The sequence below is a fragment of the Flavobacterium johnsoniae genome (assembly GCF_030388325.1).
Classification (GTDB): Bacteria; Bacteroidota; Bacteroidia; order Flavobacteriales; family Flavobacteriaceae; genus Flavobacterium; species Flavobacterium johnsoniae_C.
Genome location: NZ_CP103794.1, coordinates 589,073 through 605,896, shown reverse-complemented (window position 1 = coordinate 605,896; position 16,824 = coordinate 589,073). Strand labels below are relative to the sequence as shown.

18 protein-coding genes and 1 tRNA gene are annotated in these 16,824 nt (G+C 33.0%); 7 read left to right on the top strand and 12 right to left on the bottom strand.

What is annotated here, in order from left to right; genetic code table 11:
• Positions 1-522 precede the first annotated feature (522 nt).
• Positions 523-699 carry a hypothetical protein gene (locus NYQ10_RS02875; protein ID WP_289878809.1) on the top strand — a complete coding sequence of 59 codons (177 nt, stop codon included), beginning with the start codon at positions 523-525 and terminating at the stop codon, positions 697-699.
• 119 nt (positions 700-818) lie between these two features.
• On the opposite strand, the gene NYQ10_RS02870 is transcribed toward NYQ10_RS02875, so the two are convergent.
• Positions 819-892, bottom strand: a tRNA-Ala gene (locus tag NYQ10_RS02870).
• 105 nt (positions 893-997) lie between these two features.
• Between NYQ10_RS02870 and NYQ10_RS02865 the strand changes: the two genes are divergently transcribed.
• The 4 genes from NYQ10_RS02865 (at position 998) to NYQ10_RS02850 (ending at position 3,335) form a co-directional block, all read left to right on the top strand.
• Entirely contained in the window at positions 998-1,762 is a 765-nt protein-coding gene (locus tag NYQ10_RS02865) for an enoyl-CoA hydratase/isomerase family protein (protein ID WP_289878808.1), read from the top strand.
• Between the two features lie 97 nt (positions 1,763-1,859).
• Positions 1,860-2,036, top strand: coding sequence for a hypothetical protein (locus tag NYQ10_RS02860; protein ID WP_289878807.1), 177 nt, complete (start codon positions 1,860-1,862; stop codon positions 2,034-2,036).
• A 33-nt stretch (positions 2,037-2,069) separates the two neighbouring features.
• A complete protein-coding gene (locus NYQ10_RS02855; RefSeq protein WP_129746573.1) occupies positions 2,070-2,522 on the top strand; it encodes a 6-pyruvoyl trahydropterin synthase family protein in 453 nt (150 codons plus the stop codon).
• A gap of 69 nt (positions 2,523-2,591) precedes the next feature.
• Positions 2,592-3,335: a UDP-2,3-diacylglucosamine diphosphatase gene (locus tag NYQ10_RS02850; RefSeq protein WP_289878806.1), complete on the top strand. Its 744-nt coding sequence runs from the start codon at positions 2,592-2,594 to the stop codon at positions 3,333-3,335.
• Here NYQ10_RS02850 and NYQ10_RS02845 read toward each other — a convergent pair whose 3' ends face one another.
• The 9 genes from NYQ10_RS02845 to NYQ10_RS02805 all read right to left on the bottom strand — a co-directional run bounded on the left by NYQ10_RS02845 (position 3,336) and on the right by NYQ10_RS02805 (position 12,217).
• Positions 3,336-4,547 (bottom strand): cytochrome c3 family protein, encoded by a 1,212-nt coding sequence (locus NYQ10_RS02845; RefSeq protein WP_289878805.1) that lies wholly within the window; start codon positions 4,545-4,547, stop codon positions 3,336-3,338.
• A gap of 83 nt (positions 4,548-4,630) precedes the next feature.
• Positions 4,631-4,987 (bottom strand): hypothetical protein, encoded by a 357-nt coding sequence (locus NYQ10_RS02840; RefSeq protein ID WP_276171904.1) that lies wholly within the window; start codon positions 4,985-4,987, stop codon positions 4,631-4,633.
• A 112-nt stretch (positions 4,988-5,099) separates the two neighbouring features.
• Positions 5,100-5,963: a carboxypeptidase-like regulatory domain-containing protein gene (locus NYQ10_RS02835; RefSeq protein WP_289878804.1), complete on the bottom strand. Its 864-nt coding sequence runs from the start codon at positions 5,961-5,963 to the stop codon at positions 5,100-5,102.
• 137 nt (positions 5,964-6,100) lie between these two features.
• A complete protein-coding gene (locus NYQ10_RS02830; protein ID WP_289878803.1) occupies positions 6,101-6,679 on the bottom strand; it encodes a hypothetical protein in 579 nt (192 codons plus the stop codon).
• Positions 6,680-7,963: an MFS transporter gene (locus NYQ10_RS02825; RefSeq protein ID WP_289878802.1), complete on the bottom strand. Its 1,284-nt coding sequence runs from the start codon at positions 7,961-7,963 to the stop codon at positions 6,680-6,682. It abuts the gene before it with no gap.
• On the bottom strand, positions 7,950-9,665 hold the full coding sequence (recJ, locus tag NYQ10_RS02820; protein WP_289878801.1) for a single-stranded-DNA-specific exonuclease RecJ: 1,716 nt from the start codon (positions 9,663-9,665) through the stop codon (positions 7,950-7,952). Before recJ ends, NYQ10_RS02825 begins: the two co-directional genes overlap by 14 nt.
• Before the next feature lie 223 nt (positions 9,666-9,888).
• A complete protein-coding gene (locus tag NYQ10_RS02815) occupies positions 9,889-10,233 on the bottom strand; it encodes a HopJ type III effector protein (RefSeq protein WP_289878800.1) in 345 nt (114 codons plus the stop codon).
• A 99-nt stretch (positions 10,234-10,332) separates the two neighbouring features.
• Entirely contained in the window at positions 10,333-11,052 is a 720-nt protein-coding gene (rsmI, locus tag NYQ10_RS02810; protein WP_276171911.1) for a 16S rRNA (cytidine(1402)-2'-O)-methyltransferase, read from the bottom strand.
• A gap of 112 nt (positions 11,053-11,164) precedes the next feature.
• Positions 11,165-12,217 carry a hypothetical protein gene (locus NYQ10_RS02805; protein ID WP_289878799.1) on the bottom strand — a complete coding sequence of 351 codons (1,053 nt, stop codon included), beginning with the start codon at positions 12,215-12,217 and terminating at the stop codon, positions 11,165-11,167.
• Between the two features lie 236 nt (positions 12,218-12,453).
• Between NYQ10_RS02805 and NYQ10_RS02800 the strand changes: the two genes are divergently transcribed.
• Together NYQ10_RS02800 and NYQ10_RS02795 are read left to right on the top strand one after the other, a co-directional pair.
• The gene (locus NYQ10_RS02800) at positions 12,454-13,044 is read left to right on the top strand and encodes a thymidine kinase (RefSeq protein WP_095928508.1); all 591 of its coding nucleotides are present in this window, start codon (positions 12,454-12,456) and stop codon (positions 13,042-13,044) included.
• A 32-nt stretch (positions 13,045-13,076) separates the two neighbouring features.
• Positions 13,077-13,496, top strand: coding sequence for a hypothetical protein (locus NYQ10_RS02795; RefSeq protein WP_289878798.1), 420 nt, complete (start codon positions 13,077-13,079; stop codon positions 13,494-13,496).
• 224 nt (positions 13,497-13,720) lie between these two features.
• On the opposite strand, the gene rpoN is transcribed toward NYQ10_RS02795, so the two are convergent.
• Positions 13,721-15,181, bottom strand: coding sequence for an RNA polymerase factor sigma-54 (rpoN, locus tag NYQ10_RS02790; RefSeq protein WP_276171914.1), 1,461 nt, complete (start codon positions 15,179-15,181; stop codon positions 13,721-13,723).
• A gap of 150 nt (positions 15,182-15,331) precedes the next feature.
• On the bottom strand, positions 15,332-16,777 hold the full coding sequence (gene asnS, locus NYQ10_RS02785; protein WP_276171915.1) for an asparagine--tRNA ligase: 1,446 nt from the start codon (positions 16,775-16,777) through the stop codon (positions 15,332-15,334).
• Between the last annotated feature and the right edge of the window lie 47 nt (positions 16,778-16,824).

Below are 16,824 nucleotides of genomic sequence, written 5' to 3'. Positions count from 1 at the left end.
CTAAAAAAGAAACTCACAAAACTGTAAAACATTATTTTAACTTATTGAGTAACAAAATAATTCAAAAAAAGCCGTAACGAATTTGTTACGGCTTTTTTTGGCATTTTGCCTATATGAACTTTTATCTTAATAATTTCGGGGTACTAATTCAGAAATATTTAAAAATGATACTTAATTCAATTACAGACATTTGTCAATTTGTAAAATTTGAATATGCTTCGATATTAATTCAGTTCCTACTCAAATATTTTGCAAAACTACAAACTCTTTGTTGATTAATTCTCAATTTAAGGTTAAGTTTTTGTTTATAATTTAAAATTACGTTTAAAATTAGCTGCTAAATTATGTAATAATCAATGAAGATGCAGAAATAGCTTTTGTTTAATAATAAAAAATAGCATTTTATGATTGTATCGAGCTTATAGATAAAATAACTAGCTTCTTTTAATTGCTTGTGAACATCTTAACTTTTTGATAATATGACGAATAACATTATTTTTTAAATTAGTAAAAAATAATATTATGGATATTAATTGGAATATAATTGGAGTTGTAGCAATATTGGTAATTATTCTTGTTGTACTAACAATCAGAAAAAACCTGAAAGAGAAAAAGAAATTGGAAAATTTGCTGAATAACGATTTCAAAAAAACAGAAAAAGACGATGTGAATGCTGAAGATTCGGCGAATGAGAAATAATTAATTCTACGGTCTTTGTCGAGCAACTAATGAGATTCTCGTTCCTCGAAATGACAAGATTGTGAAATTATAGAAAAACAAAACCCTTGTAAAGTTAAATACAAGGGTTTTTGTTTTTGTGGAGAATATCGGGCTCGAACCGATCACCTCTACGCTGCCAGCGTAACGCTCTAGCCAGATGAGCTAATCCCCCAAAAGTGTAAACAAATAAAGTCAAATAATCTTCAAAAAACAAATTTCAAAGAGTTTCAAGAATATAATTTTTCAAAAGCGTAACTTTACCTTTAAATCTATTTTTATGAGTTCTGAAAATCTAAATGGAAGTTTAGAAACTTCTTTTCAAAATACAATTGCAACGGTAGAGTTTGGACATCCTGCAAGTAATTCCTTTCCGAGAGAATTATTAAATAAATTAACCAATGAAATTAATTCGTTAAGCAGAAATGAAGAGGTTTCTGTTATTATTCTAAAGAGTCAAGGCGAGAAAGCATTTTGTTCTGGGGCTTCTTTTGATGAACTTTTGAAAGTTGAAAACGAAGAACAAGGTTTAGAATTCTTTTCGGGTTTTGCCCATTTATTAAATGCAATGAGAAATTGTGATAAATTAATTATCGGTCGTGTGCAAGGAAAAGCTGTTGGCGGCGGTGTCGGAATTATTTCGGCTTGCGATTATGTTTTTGCTACTCCGCAAAGCGATATTAAATTATCTGAATTAGTGATCGGAATCGGACCTTTTGTAATCGAACCAGCAGTTTCTCGTAAAATTGGAAAAACGGCAATGACAGAAATGACTTTGTCGGGAGATAAATGGAAATCGGCAGAATGGGCTTTTCAAAAAGGACTTTATTCTGTTTTAACGGAAGCTGAAAATTTGGATGAAAAAGTAGAAAGCTTTGCTAAGAAATTAAGTTCGTACAATCCAGACGCTTTATATGAAATGAAAAAGGTTATTTGGGAAGGAACAGAACAATGGGAATCGCTTCTTTTTGAACGTGCGGCAATTACTGGAAAATTGGTTTTATCTGATTTTACTAGAAATGCATTGCTTCAGTTTAAGAAATAGAAAATTTTCAGTCTCAGTCTCGGTTTACAGTAACTTTGTCAAAGTTTCAAACTTTGACAAAGTTGAACATTAGAGTGAAAAGTAAATATAATTCAAAATGAAATTCATATCATTACTACAAAAAGTTGACATTGCAGAGAAAATAAAAGACGCTCCAGACAGCGGTTATCAAATTGGCGTTGTCATCGGATCTTTTATTCCGTTTCTGATTTTAGGCGGAATTGCTTTGTGGATGTATAACCGCGCTAAAAAAAGAGATAAAAACGGTTATTAATTTGTAAATTTGCAAGCTTAAAATTAAACATCGATGAGTAATATCAGAATTACAAAACAATTTAGCTTCGAAACTGGACATGCATTGTACGGTTACGACGGAAAATGCAAGAACGTTCACGGACACAGTTATAAATTATCGGTAACGGTTATTGGTTCGCCAATTACAGACCGATCGAATGTGAAATTCGGAATGGTGATTGATTTTTCGGATCTAAAGAAAATTGTAAAAGAAGAAATCGTCGATCAATTTGATCATGCCACTGTTTTCAATCAAACTACTCCGCATGTTGAATTAGCTGCCGAACTGAAAAACCGTGGTCATCATGTTATTTTAGTTGATTACCAGCCAACAAGTGAAAATATGGTGGTTGATTTTGCTGAAAGAATCGTTGCGAGACTTCCAGAAGGAATTTCTCTTTTCTCATTAAAACTTCAAGAAACAGAATCGTCTTTTGCAGAATGGTACGCTTCAGATAATTTGTAAAAAAGTCGAAAGTCAAAAGTCAAAAGTCGAAAGATTTTATCTTAGTTGTCTAACAATCTAAAAATCTAAATGAAAAAAATATATTTTGCTTCAGATCAGCATTTTGGTGCGCCAACTCCAGAATTGAGTTTGCCGCGCGAGAAAAAATTCGTTGCTTGGCTAGATGAGGTTAAAGAAGATGCTGAAGCGATTTTTCTATTAGGAGATTTATTTGATTTTTGGTTCGAATACAAAACGGTTGTTCCAAAAGGTTTTGTTCGAATTTTAGGCAAACTGGCTGAAATTCGCGACAGCGGAATTCCGATTTATTTCTTCGTAGGCAATCATGATTTGTGGATGAATGATTATTTTGAAACCGAATTGAATATTCCGGTTTATCATGATAACAAAGAATTTACTTTTAACGGAAAAACTTTTTTAATCGGTCACGGCGACGGAAAAGGCCCTGGCGACAAAGGGTATAAAAGAATGAAAAAGGTGTTTACAAATCCGTTTTCAAAATGGCTTTTTCGTTGGCTTCATCCAGATGTTGGCGTAAGTTTAGCGCAATATTTATCAGTCAAAAATAAATTGATTTCTGGCGATGAAGACATTAAGTTTTTAGGAGAAGAAAAAGAATGGCTTATTTTGTACGCCAAGCGAAAACTAGAAACTAAACATTATAATTATTTTGTTTTCGGGCATCGCCATTTGCCAATGATTCGTTCTGTTGGCGAAAACTCAGAATATGTTAATCTTGGAGATTGGATTGGCTATTTTACATATGGCGTTTTTGACGGCGAAAAATTCGAATTAAAAGAATTCAAAAAATAATTACTTTTTCGCATTCGGATAAATTCCGATTCGGTGCGTTCTCAAAATATAATTCGATAATTGTTTGCTGTTTGAAAGCTGAAAACTAATCGCGTTTGAAGCTTTTTTCGGCATATGACATTCTACACAATTATCGGCTAATAATTTCTCAGGCATCGTTTTAAGCGTGGTTTCATTATGTTTTAAACCTTGATGACAACTCATGCAAATTTTAGAATACGATGCCATATTTTTAGACGCATTTTCATGCGGATTATGACACGTAATGCAATCCATTTTATCACTTTTCATAAAGCATTTGCTTTGCGCCATTAAACGAAATTGATTTCCGTGAACATCAAATTTTGCACTATCGGTAATATTTCTGTTTTCACGAAAGAATTCAGATAAATTATCTCCAGGCTTAAATTCAAAACGCGATCTTAATTTCATTCCGTCATTTCCAGAATGACACAACGCGCAAGCGTCTAATTTTTGCTGACGATTTAGTGTTTTATAACTTGTAATGCTATTAGCAACTTTTACATTTGGGTTTTTCAAGTGAAATTCTACGTGTTTTTTAGCTGGCCCGTGGCACCGTTCGCAGTCAATTCCGTAAACTATTGTTTTTTTATTAATGATATCTTCCACATCCATAGACATAAAGTTCTTTTGTCCAGAACTTTGCTCAACCATTCTGGAACTTACATTAGAACTGTGACAAGCATAACAATCCTTAACAACCATTCGGTCAAAATAAGGTTTATCAGCAGGAAATCCAGGACTTGTCGCCCAATTATTTATAGAATGATAAAAGGAAATCGGTAATTCGTAAGTGTTATTTTCTCTCCAATAAACGGAAGTTTGTGCGTGTTTTGTGCCAAATACAATTTCAAATTTATATCTCGCAGTTTCTTTTCCGTTTTTGTACAAAACCTGATATAAGCTGTCGCCATGTTTTTCCATGACCAATTTGGTATTCTTGTCGTAAATAAAAGTATGATTTTTATAATCGAAATCTCCCGATACATTTTCTAATAATGCTGGAGCGGTAGCTTTAAAGTGAGAACTTTTAAAAACCATTTCAGATTGTACTTTGTGGCATTGTACACAGCTTTCTGAACCCGCAAAATCAGTTCCGCGCGGATCAATGTATTCTTCTGATTTGTTGTTGCAGCTGACAAAGAAAATTGTCAAAAGAATGTTGGTTAGTAGAAATACAGCTTTTTTCATTGCTGTAAATATACTTTTTTTTGATTTGAATCAAAATATATTTCAATAATGAAAAAATGTTGTTAAAATATTTAGAATGTTTCTTAATTCATTCCAACTCCATAAATATATTCGTCAAGTTCAATTTTGAACAAAGAACCTTCAACCAAATCTTTAATCGATTTTAATTCGGTCATATTTACAGCTAAATCTATCGAATTGCAAGGTGTTTTCAATAGAAATTTATGGCAAGAATATTTCATTTCGCAAGCTTCGCAACAAGCGTTTTCAATCATACTATCTTCAATTAAATCGCAGAAAAGATTTAATTCTTGAACGGTAAAATAAAAGCCAGTTTCTTTAAATACCAATTGTATTTTGTCTGAAATTGTCGTGTTATGATCTTTCCAGTAAAAAGCTATCCCAAAATTATTATGATATATCTGTTCAATTTCTCTCATCCTAAAACCTTTTAATTCAACAAATATAAATATTATTTATATTAATTCTAAATAAAAAAATCATAAAAAGAATAAAATTTTGTTAAGCTAACAAATTCGGAATCTAAACGATTTATTGACACAAAGTGTTGAGGTAAAAAGTTAGGCTTTGTCCCGTTTTGCTCCAGTTTGCCATATTTTTTTCTCTGTAAAAACTATTTTCTGTGGCTGACATCGCTGTAGAGATAGAAAAGTATTTGCTTTTTTCGTTACTTTTTACACTTTCAATCCATTGAATTGTTACGGCAATATCGCCCATTTCTTTATCTAGATAAATATCGTACGGTTTTAAATCGAATGTAAATAATCCAAGTTTGTTATCTTTTACTTCAAAAATAATGTCTTTTTCAATTAAGATTTTGGAAGGAAGGCCGTTTTCAATTTTATAAAAATTCAATCTAAATTTGACCGATTTAAATTCATTAGAAGTAATATTAAAATTGAAGTCGGTTACTTTGCAGTCTTTTTTAATTGTGAATTCCATTCCTCTTTCACGGCTTAAATAATCATCAACGGTTTTGTCTAAAGCAGTAAAAAAATTGAAATGCATAAGTCCAAGTCCTTTTGAACTTCTTCCGAATTGTTTCTCTTTTGGTTTTTTGAATGTTACAATAACTTCTTTTAAAGTATTTTCGGAAGGCGTCATTTCAATCAAATTTTGCTCCGATTTTAATTGATTTACAATTAGTTTTTTGGTTTCAAAACCGATATGAGAAAATACAATTGTATCGTTTGGATTTACTTTTTCGTTCAATTTTAATTTGAAAATTCCTTTTTCGTCTGAAACTGTTCCCGCATTTTTATTGACGATTCCGATATTCACATATTCTAAAGAAGAATTAGTTTTTGAATCTTTTATTGCGCCAGAAATTATATTTTCCTGCGCATAAAATCCGAAAGACAAAAAGAAGAAAAATAGAGTAGAAGTATATTTCATTCAATTATTTTTTAAATAAAGAAATGAAATAAGATTAAATCAGAAATCTATTTTAGCCAATTTTTAACATTTGAAAGGAATGCATTTTGTTGATTTACAAATTCATAAATAGAAACTAAGGAAATCTATTAAAATTTTTATTTCAATAAAACATAGATAGTTGAGTCCTTAGCTATATAATTATCTTCATTTGGATTAAATTCTTTCAAGAGAAGATGTATTTGCAAAGAATTATCCTGAATTTTAATGTCATTTTTTTTTAAATACAAATCTTCTTCAAACTGAAAAGTAGCTACTTTTTTTTGAAACAGGAAATATTTTTTCTCTATAACTTCATATTTACAGCATCCGCTTAAGAACCCTGTAAACGGTTTATTTATTTGAATTTGATCATTTTCAAATCTACAGTCTGTTGGACTAAAAAATAGAAATAAAAGAGAAGACAGAATAGCTCCAAAAATTCCGTCCATTAGCCAGCCCAAAAAAGCAAATATTGGATAGAAGAAATAAAATCCGAAATAGATTGCTTTCTTTTTAAAAGGTTTTATATAAAAAAAGAAAAGTACAGCGGCTGAAACGTAAAATAAAACTCTAAAAATTAAGAGGAGATTAGAGATCAAACTAACTCCAAAAGCGCCAATAATTACGACATTACATACAAGCATAATTAATGTCGCTAAATGAACTCTTAAGAGTGTTTTTTTCAATTTCGGCATTTACTCCAATTTATGATGATCGTCCATATCTTTTTGAAGATCTAAATTTCTAAAAGTTGGAGATATAAAACTAAAACCTAATACAGTTAGAAGAGTAATGCTTCCGCCAAAAATTACAGAAGTTACAGTTCCCATTAATTTTGCAGTTGCGCCGCTTTCAAAAGCTCCTAGTTCATTAGAAGATCCAACAAAAATCGAATTTACTGCGCCAACACGCCCACGCATATGATCTGGAGTTTTAAGCTGTAAGATTGTTTGGCGAATTACAACAGAGATTCCGTCTGCCAATCCGCTCAAAAATAAAGCAAAAACCGAAAGCCAAAATGAGGTCGAGAATCCGAATAAAATAATCGATAAACCAAAAACGAAAATCGCTGCTAAAAGTTTCTTTCCTGCGTTTTTATATAAAGGAATATAGGCCGAAACAATCATGGTAATAAAAGCTCCAACGGCAGGCGCGGCTCTTAAAATACCGAATCCTTCAGAACCCACTTTTAAAATATCTTGTGCAAAAACAGGTAATAATGCTACAGCGCCTCCAAATAATACAGCAATCATGTCTAGTGACAAAGCTCCTAAAACAATTTGGTTTCTAAATACAAATGTTAAACCTTCTGTAAGACTGTCTTTTATCGATTCTCCAATTTTCGGATTAATAATTGGTTTTGAACTGATTTGCGATAAAGCAATTAAGGAAAGAATAGAAAAGCCGAAAACCAAACACATTGACCAGTGAACACCAATCCAATTAATTGAAAATCCGGCAAGTGCTGGTCCCATAACGGCTCCAATTTGCCAAACTGTACTGCTCCAAGTAGCAGCATTTGGATATGCTTTTTTAGGAATAATAAGTGATAAAAGAGAGAAAATAGTTGGACCAAGAAAAGCACGAACCAAACCTCCAAAAAATACTAAAGCGTAAATCGAATACAAAATTACATGAGAAGACCAACCGCCAACCACTTTTGGCCAAGTCAATAAAAACAACCCAAAACTGATTACTGAAAAACCGAAAATACATTTCACCAATAAACTTTTCTTTTCTTTTTGGTCGACAATATGACCTGCAAACAGTGCCATAGAAACGGCTGGAATAACTTCCATTAAACCAATAATTCCTAAAGAAAGCGGATTTTTAGTTAAGCTGTAAACTTCCCATTCAATTACAATAAATTGCATTGACCAAGCAAAAACAATGGCAAAACGCAATAATAAAAATACATTGAATTCTCTGTAACGCAATGCCTGATATGGATCTGGCTTATTCGATTTAATTTCTTCCATTTGGTCTAATATCTTTCAGCATAAGCTGTGTTGAAACAGTTCCGTTCCATTCATTTTCGGCAATGCAATACGCGAGTTGAAACAGATTTTGATTTTGTACAATATTTAATTTTTTTCCGAGTCCAAAGCCAATTGCGGCGATTCCGTCAGTCCCGACGCTTCGGGAGATTTGTTTGGCAAAAAGCCTTAAATGTTCTTCTTCTGCGCCTAAAGTTTTCGCATAACCGGTGTCTTTTACATCCGCAGTCATAAAAACTGGCGTCATATTTTGTGGACCAAAAGGTTCAAATTGTTTTAAAATTCGAATGAGTTTTGGTGTGATATCTGAGAAATTAATTTCGGCGTCAATTTCGATTTCTGGTGTAAGCATTTCGGGAAGAATAGTTGCAGAAACTTGTTTTTCGAAAGCGTCTTTAAATACAGAATAATTTTCTGCTTTTAAAGTCATTCCCGCCGCATACATATGTCCTCCAAATTGCTCCAAATGTTCAGAACAGGCATCCAAAGCATTGTAAACATCAAAACCTTTTACAGATCGGGCAGAAGCGGCATATTTATCTCCGCTTTTAGTAAAAACCAAAGTCGGGCGATAATAGGTTTCAATTAATCTCGAAGCTACAATTCCGATTACGCCTTTGTGCCAATCTTCCTGAAAAACTACGGTAGAAAAACGTTCTTCTTCGTTATTTTGCAAAATCTGCTGAAAAGCTTCTTTTGTTATTTTTTTGTCTAAATCTTTTCGATCAGCGTTGTATTGTTCAATTTCTGAAGCGAATTGTTGTGCTTGTTCAAAATCAAATTCCGTTAATAATTCGACAGCATGATTTCCGTGTTTTATTCTTCCCGCGGCATTAATTCGAGGAGAAATAATAAAAACAACGTCGGTAATATCGAGAACTTTCTTTTTTACTTGATGAACCAAAGCTTTAATTCCTGGTCGAGGTTCAGTGTTAATAACCTTTAAACCAAAATAAGCCAAAACACGATTTTCTCCCGTTATCGGGACAATATCTGCTGCAATTGCCGTAGCAACCAAATCCAAATACGGAACCAAATCTTCGATAGTTTCCTCTCGATTTTGACCTAAAGCTTGAATCAGCTTAAAACCAACTCCGCAACCGCACAATTCATCGTAAGGATAATTACAATCTTCTCTTTTAGGATCTAAAACCGCAACCGCATCTGGAAGAAATTCTCCAGGTCTATGGTGATCACAGATTATAAAATCGATGTTTTTCGCTTTCGCGTAAGCAATATGATCGATTGATTTAATTCCGCAATCGAGAGCGATAATTAAAGAAATTCCGTTATCGTCTGCGTAGTCAATTCCTTTATAAGAGATTCCGTAACCTTCGTCGTAACGATCTGGAATGTAAGTTGCAATATTTGGATAATGTGATTTTAAATACGAAGAAACCAAAGAAACGGCCGTTGTTCCATCGACATCATAATCACCAAAAACCAAAATATTTTCTTGATTTTCAATGGCTTGTTCGATTCGAGAAACGGCTTTGTCCATATCTTTCATTAAATATGGATCATGAAGATGTTCTAAAGACGGACGAAAAAAGTTTTTTGCATCTTCAAAAGTTTCAATGCCACGCTGAATCAAAAGTGTTGCTACAAAATCTTCTACATTTAAAGCTTGTGCCAAATGTTTAATTTTATCTTCAGAAGGTTTTGGTTTTAAGGTCCAACGCATGGGTTGATTTTAGATTTTAGATTATTGATTTTAGATTGTGGATTTCTGAAATCGTTTAATCTGATTGGTAATTTTTTTTGCCACAGATTAAAATATTTAAACGGATTTTTAATCTGTAGTAGAGATATTCAGTTTTTAACTTTGTCAAAGTTTCAAACTTTGACAAAGTTTTTTAGAATGCAGATTTCAGAAATCTAAAATCTACATTCTAAAATCTAAAATATTATTTTGCTTCTAAAGCATTTCCTTCAAATTGAATTCCGTCCCAACCTAAGTTGATGAAATTTCTAATATTTTGATGATTTGTTCCGTTTGGATCTCCCAAAACTTCTTCAAAATAAAAAGCTCCAAAACAAGCTAAAGTATCCTCTTTACTTAAATTCTGAAGTTTCGCGAAAGAAAATAATTTGCAAGAACCTGAATTTTCGCCTGCTGCGTTATGTTGTGTTCCGTTTTGAAAAGCTGTTGGAGTAAAGTTGTAGTTTTCTTCAATTACGGCAATAGTTTCAGGAAATGTGATTTGTGTTGGAGTTTGTTTTACTTTTTCTAAAAAGGCTTGTATGTTCATGATTGTGATTTGATTTTTTTGCCACAGATTGAAAGGATTAAAAAGGATTTTTTAAAATAATCTGTGAGAATCTTTTTAATCTGTGGCTGAAATAATTATTTATTCTTCTTCGTCCTTAGAATATTTACTTTTCTTAGCTTCTTTTTCTATTGTTTTTCCAGCAACGACAACGACAATTTCGCCGCGTGGAGCTGTTTTTTCAAAATGTGCTAGAACTTCTTTTGCAGTTCCGCGTACATTTTCTTCGTGTAATTTTGATAATTCTCTCGAAACGCAAACTTGTCGGTCTTCTCCAAAATATTGAATAAACTCACCTAAAGTTTTAACGAGTTTATGTGGAGAAACATATAAAATCATCGTTCGGGTTTCTTCGGCTAAAGCCAAAAAACGAGTTTGACGTCCCTTTTTATCAGGTAGAAAACCTTCAAAAATAAATTTGTCATTTGGGAGTCCGCTATTGACAAGAGCTGGAACAAAAGCTGTTGCGCCAGGAAGACATTCCACTTCAATTTTATTTTCGACACAAGCGCGAGTTAGTAAAAAACCTGGATCAGAAATTGCTGGAGTTCCAGCGTCAGAAATTAAAGCGATAGTTTCACCGGCCTTCAAACGAGCAATTAAATTTTCGGTAGTTTTATGCTCGTTGTGCATATGATGGCTGTGCATGTGCGTGCCGATTTCAAAATGCTTCAAGAGTTTTCCGCTTGTGCGTGTATCTTCAGCCAAAATCAAATCGACTTCTTTCAAAACCCGAATGGCTCTAAAAGTCATGTCTTCAAGATTGCCAATTGGCGTTGGAACGATATATAATTTTGACATATTCTATTTTAATATTTAACACGGATTTCACGAATTGGCACAAATTTGTAATACTAAAAATTCACTAAACAAATGAATTAGTGCTAATTTGTGTAATTCGTGTTTTTATCATTTATGAAAATTTCTTCTCAATAATTCCAAGAAAACGTTCTGCGTAATCGTCTTTTCCTTCCCAATTATTATAATCTGGTTTTACCATATTTTCGATAAATTCTTGCGCTTCTGCATAAGAATCAAAAGTCAATAATTGGTTTAAAACGCGACTGTAATCTTCAGTGCTATTTCCGAAAAGATTTTTAGTGAAAGCAATTCTGTCATTCAAATCAATATGAAAACCTCTCGCCAATTTTTCGTTTAAACTTACTGCTTTTGGTTGTGCTGGAGTTTCAAGAATAGCAGTTTCTACTTTTTTCTCTTCTTTTTTCTCCTCCTTTTTTTCTTCTTTAAAATCATTTATTGAAGGAGTTTTAGCAGGAACAGCTTCAAAACTATCAACTTTTACAAATTGCGCATCAGCATAATTTACTCCAAAATCTTCGAATAAAATGGTTGGAATTGGAGAAGTTTTAGCTTTTGGTTCTTCTTTAACTTCGTCTTTAATTTCTTCAGTTTCTAATTCGAAAGCAGGTTTAAAATCTGGAATTGGTTTCAATTCGTTTACAGTTGTAAAAGAAAGTTCATCAATCGCAGTTTTAGATTCTTCGATTTGTTCTATTTCTTTTTCTGCTATTGGTTCCTCTGTTTTCTCTTCAATAGATTCAATTATCTCAGCAGCAATCGGCTCAGTTTCTTCTTCAATAACTTCAGCAGCAATTGGTTCTTCTATTTCTTGTTCAATTGTTTCAGGAGTTTCAGCAACGATTTCTTCTGCAACTTCTGGTTCGTAAGATTCTTCAAGTTCAATTATTGCTGATGGTTCAGGAGTTTCTATTTGAGCTGGAATTGTTTCTTCTTTATCGAAAATTGTTTCTAACTCTGAAGTAATATCATTTTGTCCAATTGTTGGTTTTGCAGCGTCAAAATTCTCTTCTACAAATTTTAATACCGCTAATTTCTCGTATAATTTCTGAGTTTCAAGGTATAATTGATTGATATCGGATTTGTTCTTAAGCTTCAAAATTCGATGAGCAATGCTGATTAAATCTGCTTCCAATTTTTTTTTCATAACTGTTGAAATTATAGTGAATAAGGTATTTTAGTGTATTTAACGTCTGAATGTCTCTATTCTCAAGGAAAAATCAAAAGATAATTTTTTATTTCTGTTAATAAGCTTTCGCTAATATTCGATTTGATAAAAATTTTCTACTTTTGAAAAAATGTAAAACAACACATTTTTACGTCGATTTATTACCAGTACAAAGTAATAAAAACTATTCATTTTTAAAGGCAGAAAAATACAAAATGTTTCTCGAAAATACAGTAAATCACAAAGAACAATTTGGTTGGATTGAAGTTATTTGTGGATCAATGTTTTCGGGTAAAACCGAAGAGCTGATTCGTAGATTAAAACGCGCTCAATTTGCCAAACAAAGAGTCGAAATCTTTAAACCTGCTATTGATACACGCTATCATGACGAAATGGTTGTATCTCACGACGCCAATGAAATTCGCTCTACACCAGTTCCTGCTGCGGCTAATATTTTAATTTTAGCGCAAGGCTGTGATGTGATTGGTATTGATGAAGCACAATTTTTTGATGACGAAATTATTACCGTTTGTAATGATTTGGCAAATCAAGGAATACGCGTAATTGTTGCCGGATTGGATATGGATTTTAAAGGAAATCCGTTTGGTCCAATGCCAGGACTTATGGCAACTGCCGAATATGTGACGAAAGTTCATGCCGTTTGTACCAGAACTGGGAATTTAGCCAATTATAGTTTTAGAAAAACCGCAAATGATAAATTAGTGATGCTTGGTGAAACTGAAGAATACGAGCCACTTAGCCGTGCAGCGTATTTTAATGCCATGAAAAAAAATCAGGAAAAATAAAATTTAATTATTAGCCGTAATTAATCTGAGATATGAGAAAACAAAACATTTTATTATTAATATTGATTGGAATTGCGGTTGCATTAGTAGCATATTTTCAACTTTTTCTTTCTGAAAATGCCAATGAAGTAAATACAGAAGTAGTCGAATTGGTTGCAAAATACAATAAAAATTGCCCGTTAAACATTCAGGAAGGAATTCGTTTAGACAGCGTAAGTCTTCCTGAAGAAAGATTTGTTCAGTATAATTTGACTTTATTGAATGTTGTTAAAGAAACGGCGGAGATAAATGTTATTAAAGAAGAAATTGAAAAAAGTTTGATTAGTACAGCAAAAGCAAATCCAGGACTTCAGGTTTTTAGAGATAATGATTATACTTTGATTTACCATTATAGCGATAAAAAGAAGGAATTTTTATTTGATGTGAAGATATTGCCAGATCAATATAAATAATCAAGATTAATTTATAAAGCAAACCCGATAGATATTTAAGATCTATCGGGTTTGCTTTTTTGAAAACGATTGTCAGGCTGAGCGAAGTCGAAGCCCTATACGCAATGCTTCGACTTCGCTCAGCCTGACAATAAATTGAGAACATAAAAAACCCGACAAGATTTTAAAATCTGTCGGGTTGTTATTTAAATGAACTTATATTTCTTATATGGTTGTAAAAAAAACTAGATTTTCTTTCTCATTCTCGCAACAGGAATATCTAGTTGTTCACGATATTTTGCGATAGTTCTTCTCGCAATTGGATAACCTTTTTCTTTTAAGATTTCTGCCAATTGATCGTCTGGAAGTGGTTTTCTCTTGTCTTCTTCTTCAATTGTATTTTGAAGAATTTTTTTGATTTCTAAAGTCGAAACATCTTCACCTTGATCATTTTTCATGGCTTCAGAGAAAAACTCTTTAATTAGTTTGGTTCCGTATGGCGTTTCAACATATTTGCTGTTTGCAACACGCGAAATTGTCGAAATATCCAAACCAACCATATCTGCAATGTCTTTTAAGATCATTGGTTTTAGTTTGGTTTCGTCGCCATCCAAGAAATATTCTTCCTGATAATGCATTATCGCGTTCATCGTTACAAAAAGCGTTTCTTGACGTTGTCTGATTGCATCGATAAACCATTTAGCAGAATCCAGTTTTTGTTTGATAAACTGAACTGCATCTTTTTGAGCAGTCGATTTATCACGAGATTCTTTATACGTTTGCATCATTTCCTGATAATCTTTAGAAACGTGCAGGGAAGGAGCGTTACGTCCGTTTAATGTTAATTCAAGTTCGCCATCAACAATTCTGATTGCAAAATCTGGAACAACATTTTCTGTAACTTTATTATTTCCTGTAAAAGATCCGCCCGGTTTTGGGTTTAATCTTTCTATTTCGTGAATTGCTTTTTTAAGCTGTTCGTTCGAAACGCTGTATTTCTGTAAAAGTTTATCGTAATGTTTCTTTGTAAAAGCATCAAACTGATTTTCGATAATATCAATCGCTAAATCAACGTATTCGGTTGGGGTTTTGTGCTTTAATTGCAATAACAAACATTCCTGTAAATCACGCGCTCCAACTCCCGAAGGTTCTAATTCGTGAATTACCGTCATCATTTTTTCGACCATTGCTTCATCAGTATAAATTCCCTGAGTAAAAGCCATGTCGTCAACAATATCTGGAATGCTTCTGCGGATATAACCCATATCATCAATACTTCCAACAAGGAATTCAGCGATTTCGCGTTCTTCATCATTCAAAATAAAAGTATTCAGCTGATTGATTAAATCCTGATGGAAACTTATCGGAGCCGCAAAAGGTGTTTCGCGTTCCTCGTCATCACTGTAATTGTTTACCTGAGTTTTATAATCAGGCGTATCGTCGTCGCTTAGATATTCGTCAATGTTAATGTCGTCTGCTTCGATTCTGTCTGATTCTGCATCATCATAATCGTCGTAGTCTTCATTTGCATATTCATCAGCTTCGTAATCGTCTTCTTTACCAGCTTCCAAAGCTGGATTTTCGTTCATTTCTTCTAATAAACGCTGTTCAAAAGCTTGCGTAGGCAATTGAATTAACTTCATCAGCTGAATTTGCTGTGGAGATAATTTTTGGGATAATTTTAAATTTAAAAATTGCTTTAGCATTTGTTTTTGTTAAAAGTTTCAAGTTTCAAGTTTCAAGTTCCTCACTAAATGAGCACAACTTGAAATCTGAAACTTGAACCAAATTTTATATATTTTAATTTTAGGTTCCAATAAACTTGAAACCTGAAACTTGAAACTTTTTTAAACTTCTTAGAATTCCGCGCTACCTGGAGTTCTTGGGAAAGGAATTACGTCTCTAATGTTTGTCATTCCTGTTACAAACAATACTAAACGTTCGAATCCTAAACCGAAACCAGCGTGTGTAGCAGAACCAAATCTTCTGGTGTCTAAATACCAGTATAATTCTTCTTGATCAATTTCTAATGCTTTCATTTTTTCAACCAAAACATCGTAACGCTCTTCTCTTTCAGAACCACCAACGATTTCTCCAATTCCAGGGAAAAGAATATCCATTGCGCGAACCGTTTCTCTTCCAGGTTCTGTATTGTCATTCAAACGCATGTAAAATGCTTTAATGTTTGCTGGGTAATCAAACAAAATTACCGGACATTTAAAATGCTTTTCTACTAAATAACGCTCGTGTTCTGATTGTAAATCAGCTCCCCACTCGTTGATGATATATTGGAATTTCTTCTTTTTATTTGGAGTTGAATCTCTTAAAATGTCAATTGCTTCCGTATAAGAAACACGTTTGAAGTTGTTCTCCAAAACGAAGTTCAATTTCTCTAACAAAGCCATTTCGCTTCTTTCTGCCTGTGGTTTTGATTTTTCTTCTTCTAAAAGTCTTCCTTCTAAGAATTTCAAATCGTCTTTACAGTTGTCTAAAGCATATTTAATTACGTACTGAATAAAATCTTCAGCCAAGTCCATGTTGTCGTCAAGGTTGTTGAAAGCAACTTCTGGCTCGATCATCCAAAACTCAGCAAGGTGACGAGAAGTGTTTGAATTCTCCGCTCTAAAAGTTGGTCCAAAAGTATAAATCTGACCTAAAGCCATTGCGAAAGTTTCTCCTTCTAATTGTCCAGAAACCGTTAAGTTGGTATGTTTTCCAAAGAAATCTTTTTTGAAGTCAATATTTCCTTCTTCATTTTTAGGAAGATTATCCAATGGCAAAGAAGTAACTTGAAACATTTCTCCAGCACCTTCAGCATCAGCTCCGGTGATAATTGGCGTGTTTACGTAAACGAAACCTTTATCCTGAAAATATTTGTGAACCGCATAAGACAATACCGAACGCACACGCATAATCGCACCAAAAGCATTTGTACGTACACGCAAGTGAGCGTTTTCACGTAAAAATTCTAAAGAGTGTTTTTTAGGTTGCATTGGGAATTTCTCAGCATCAGAATCTCCAAGAATTTCCAGTTTTGTAACTTGAATTTCGTATTTCTGACCCGCACCTTTACTTTCAACCAAAGTTCCAATTACAGAAACCGCTGCTCCAGTCGTGATTCTTTTTAAAGTTTCTTCTGGTGTATTTTCAAAATCAACAACACATTGAATATTATTAATTGTAGAACCGTCATTAAGCGCGATGAACTGATTATTTCTAAAAGTTCTCACCCAACCTTTTGCATTCACTTCCTGTAACGTCGTCGTACTGTTTAATAAGTCTCTAACTTTTGTGTGTTTCATTTTTATATATAATTGATATTAAATAATATTCGTTTTGAACAACTGCA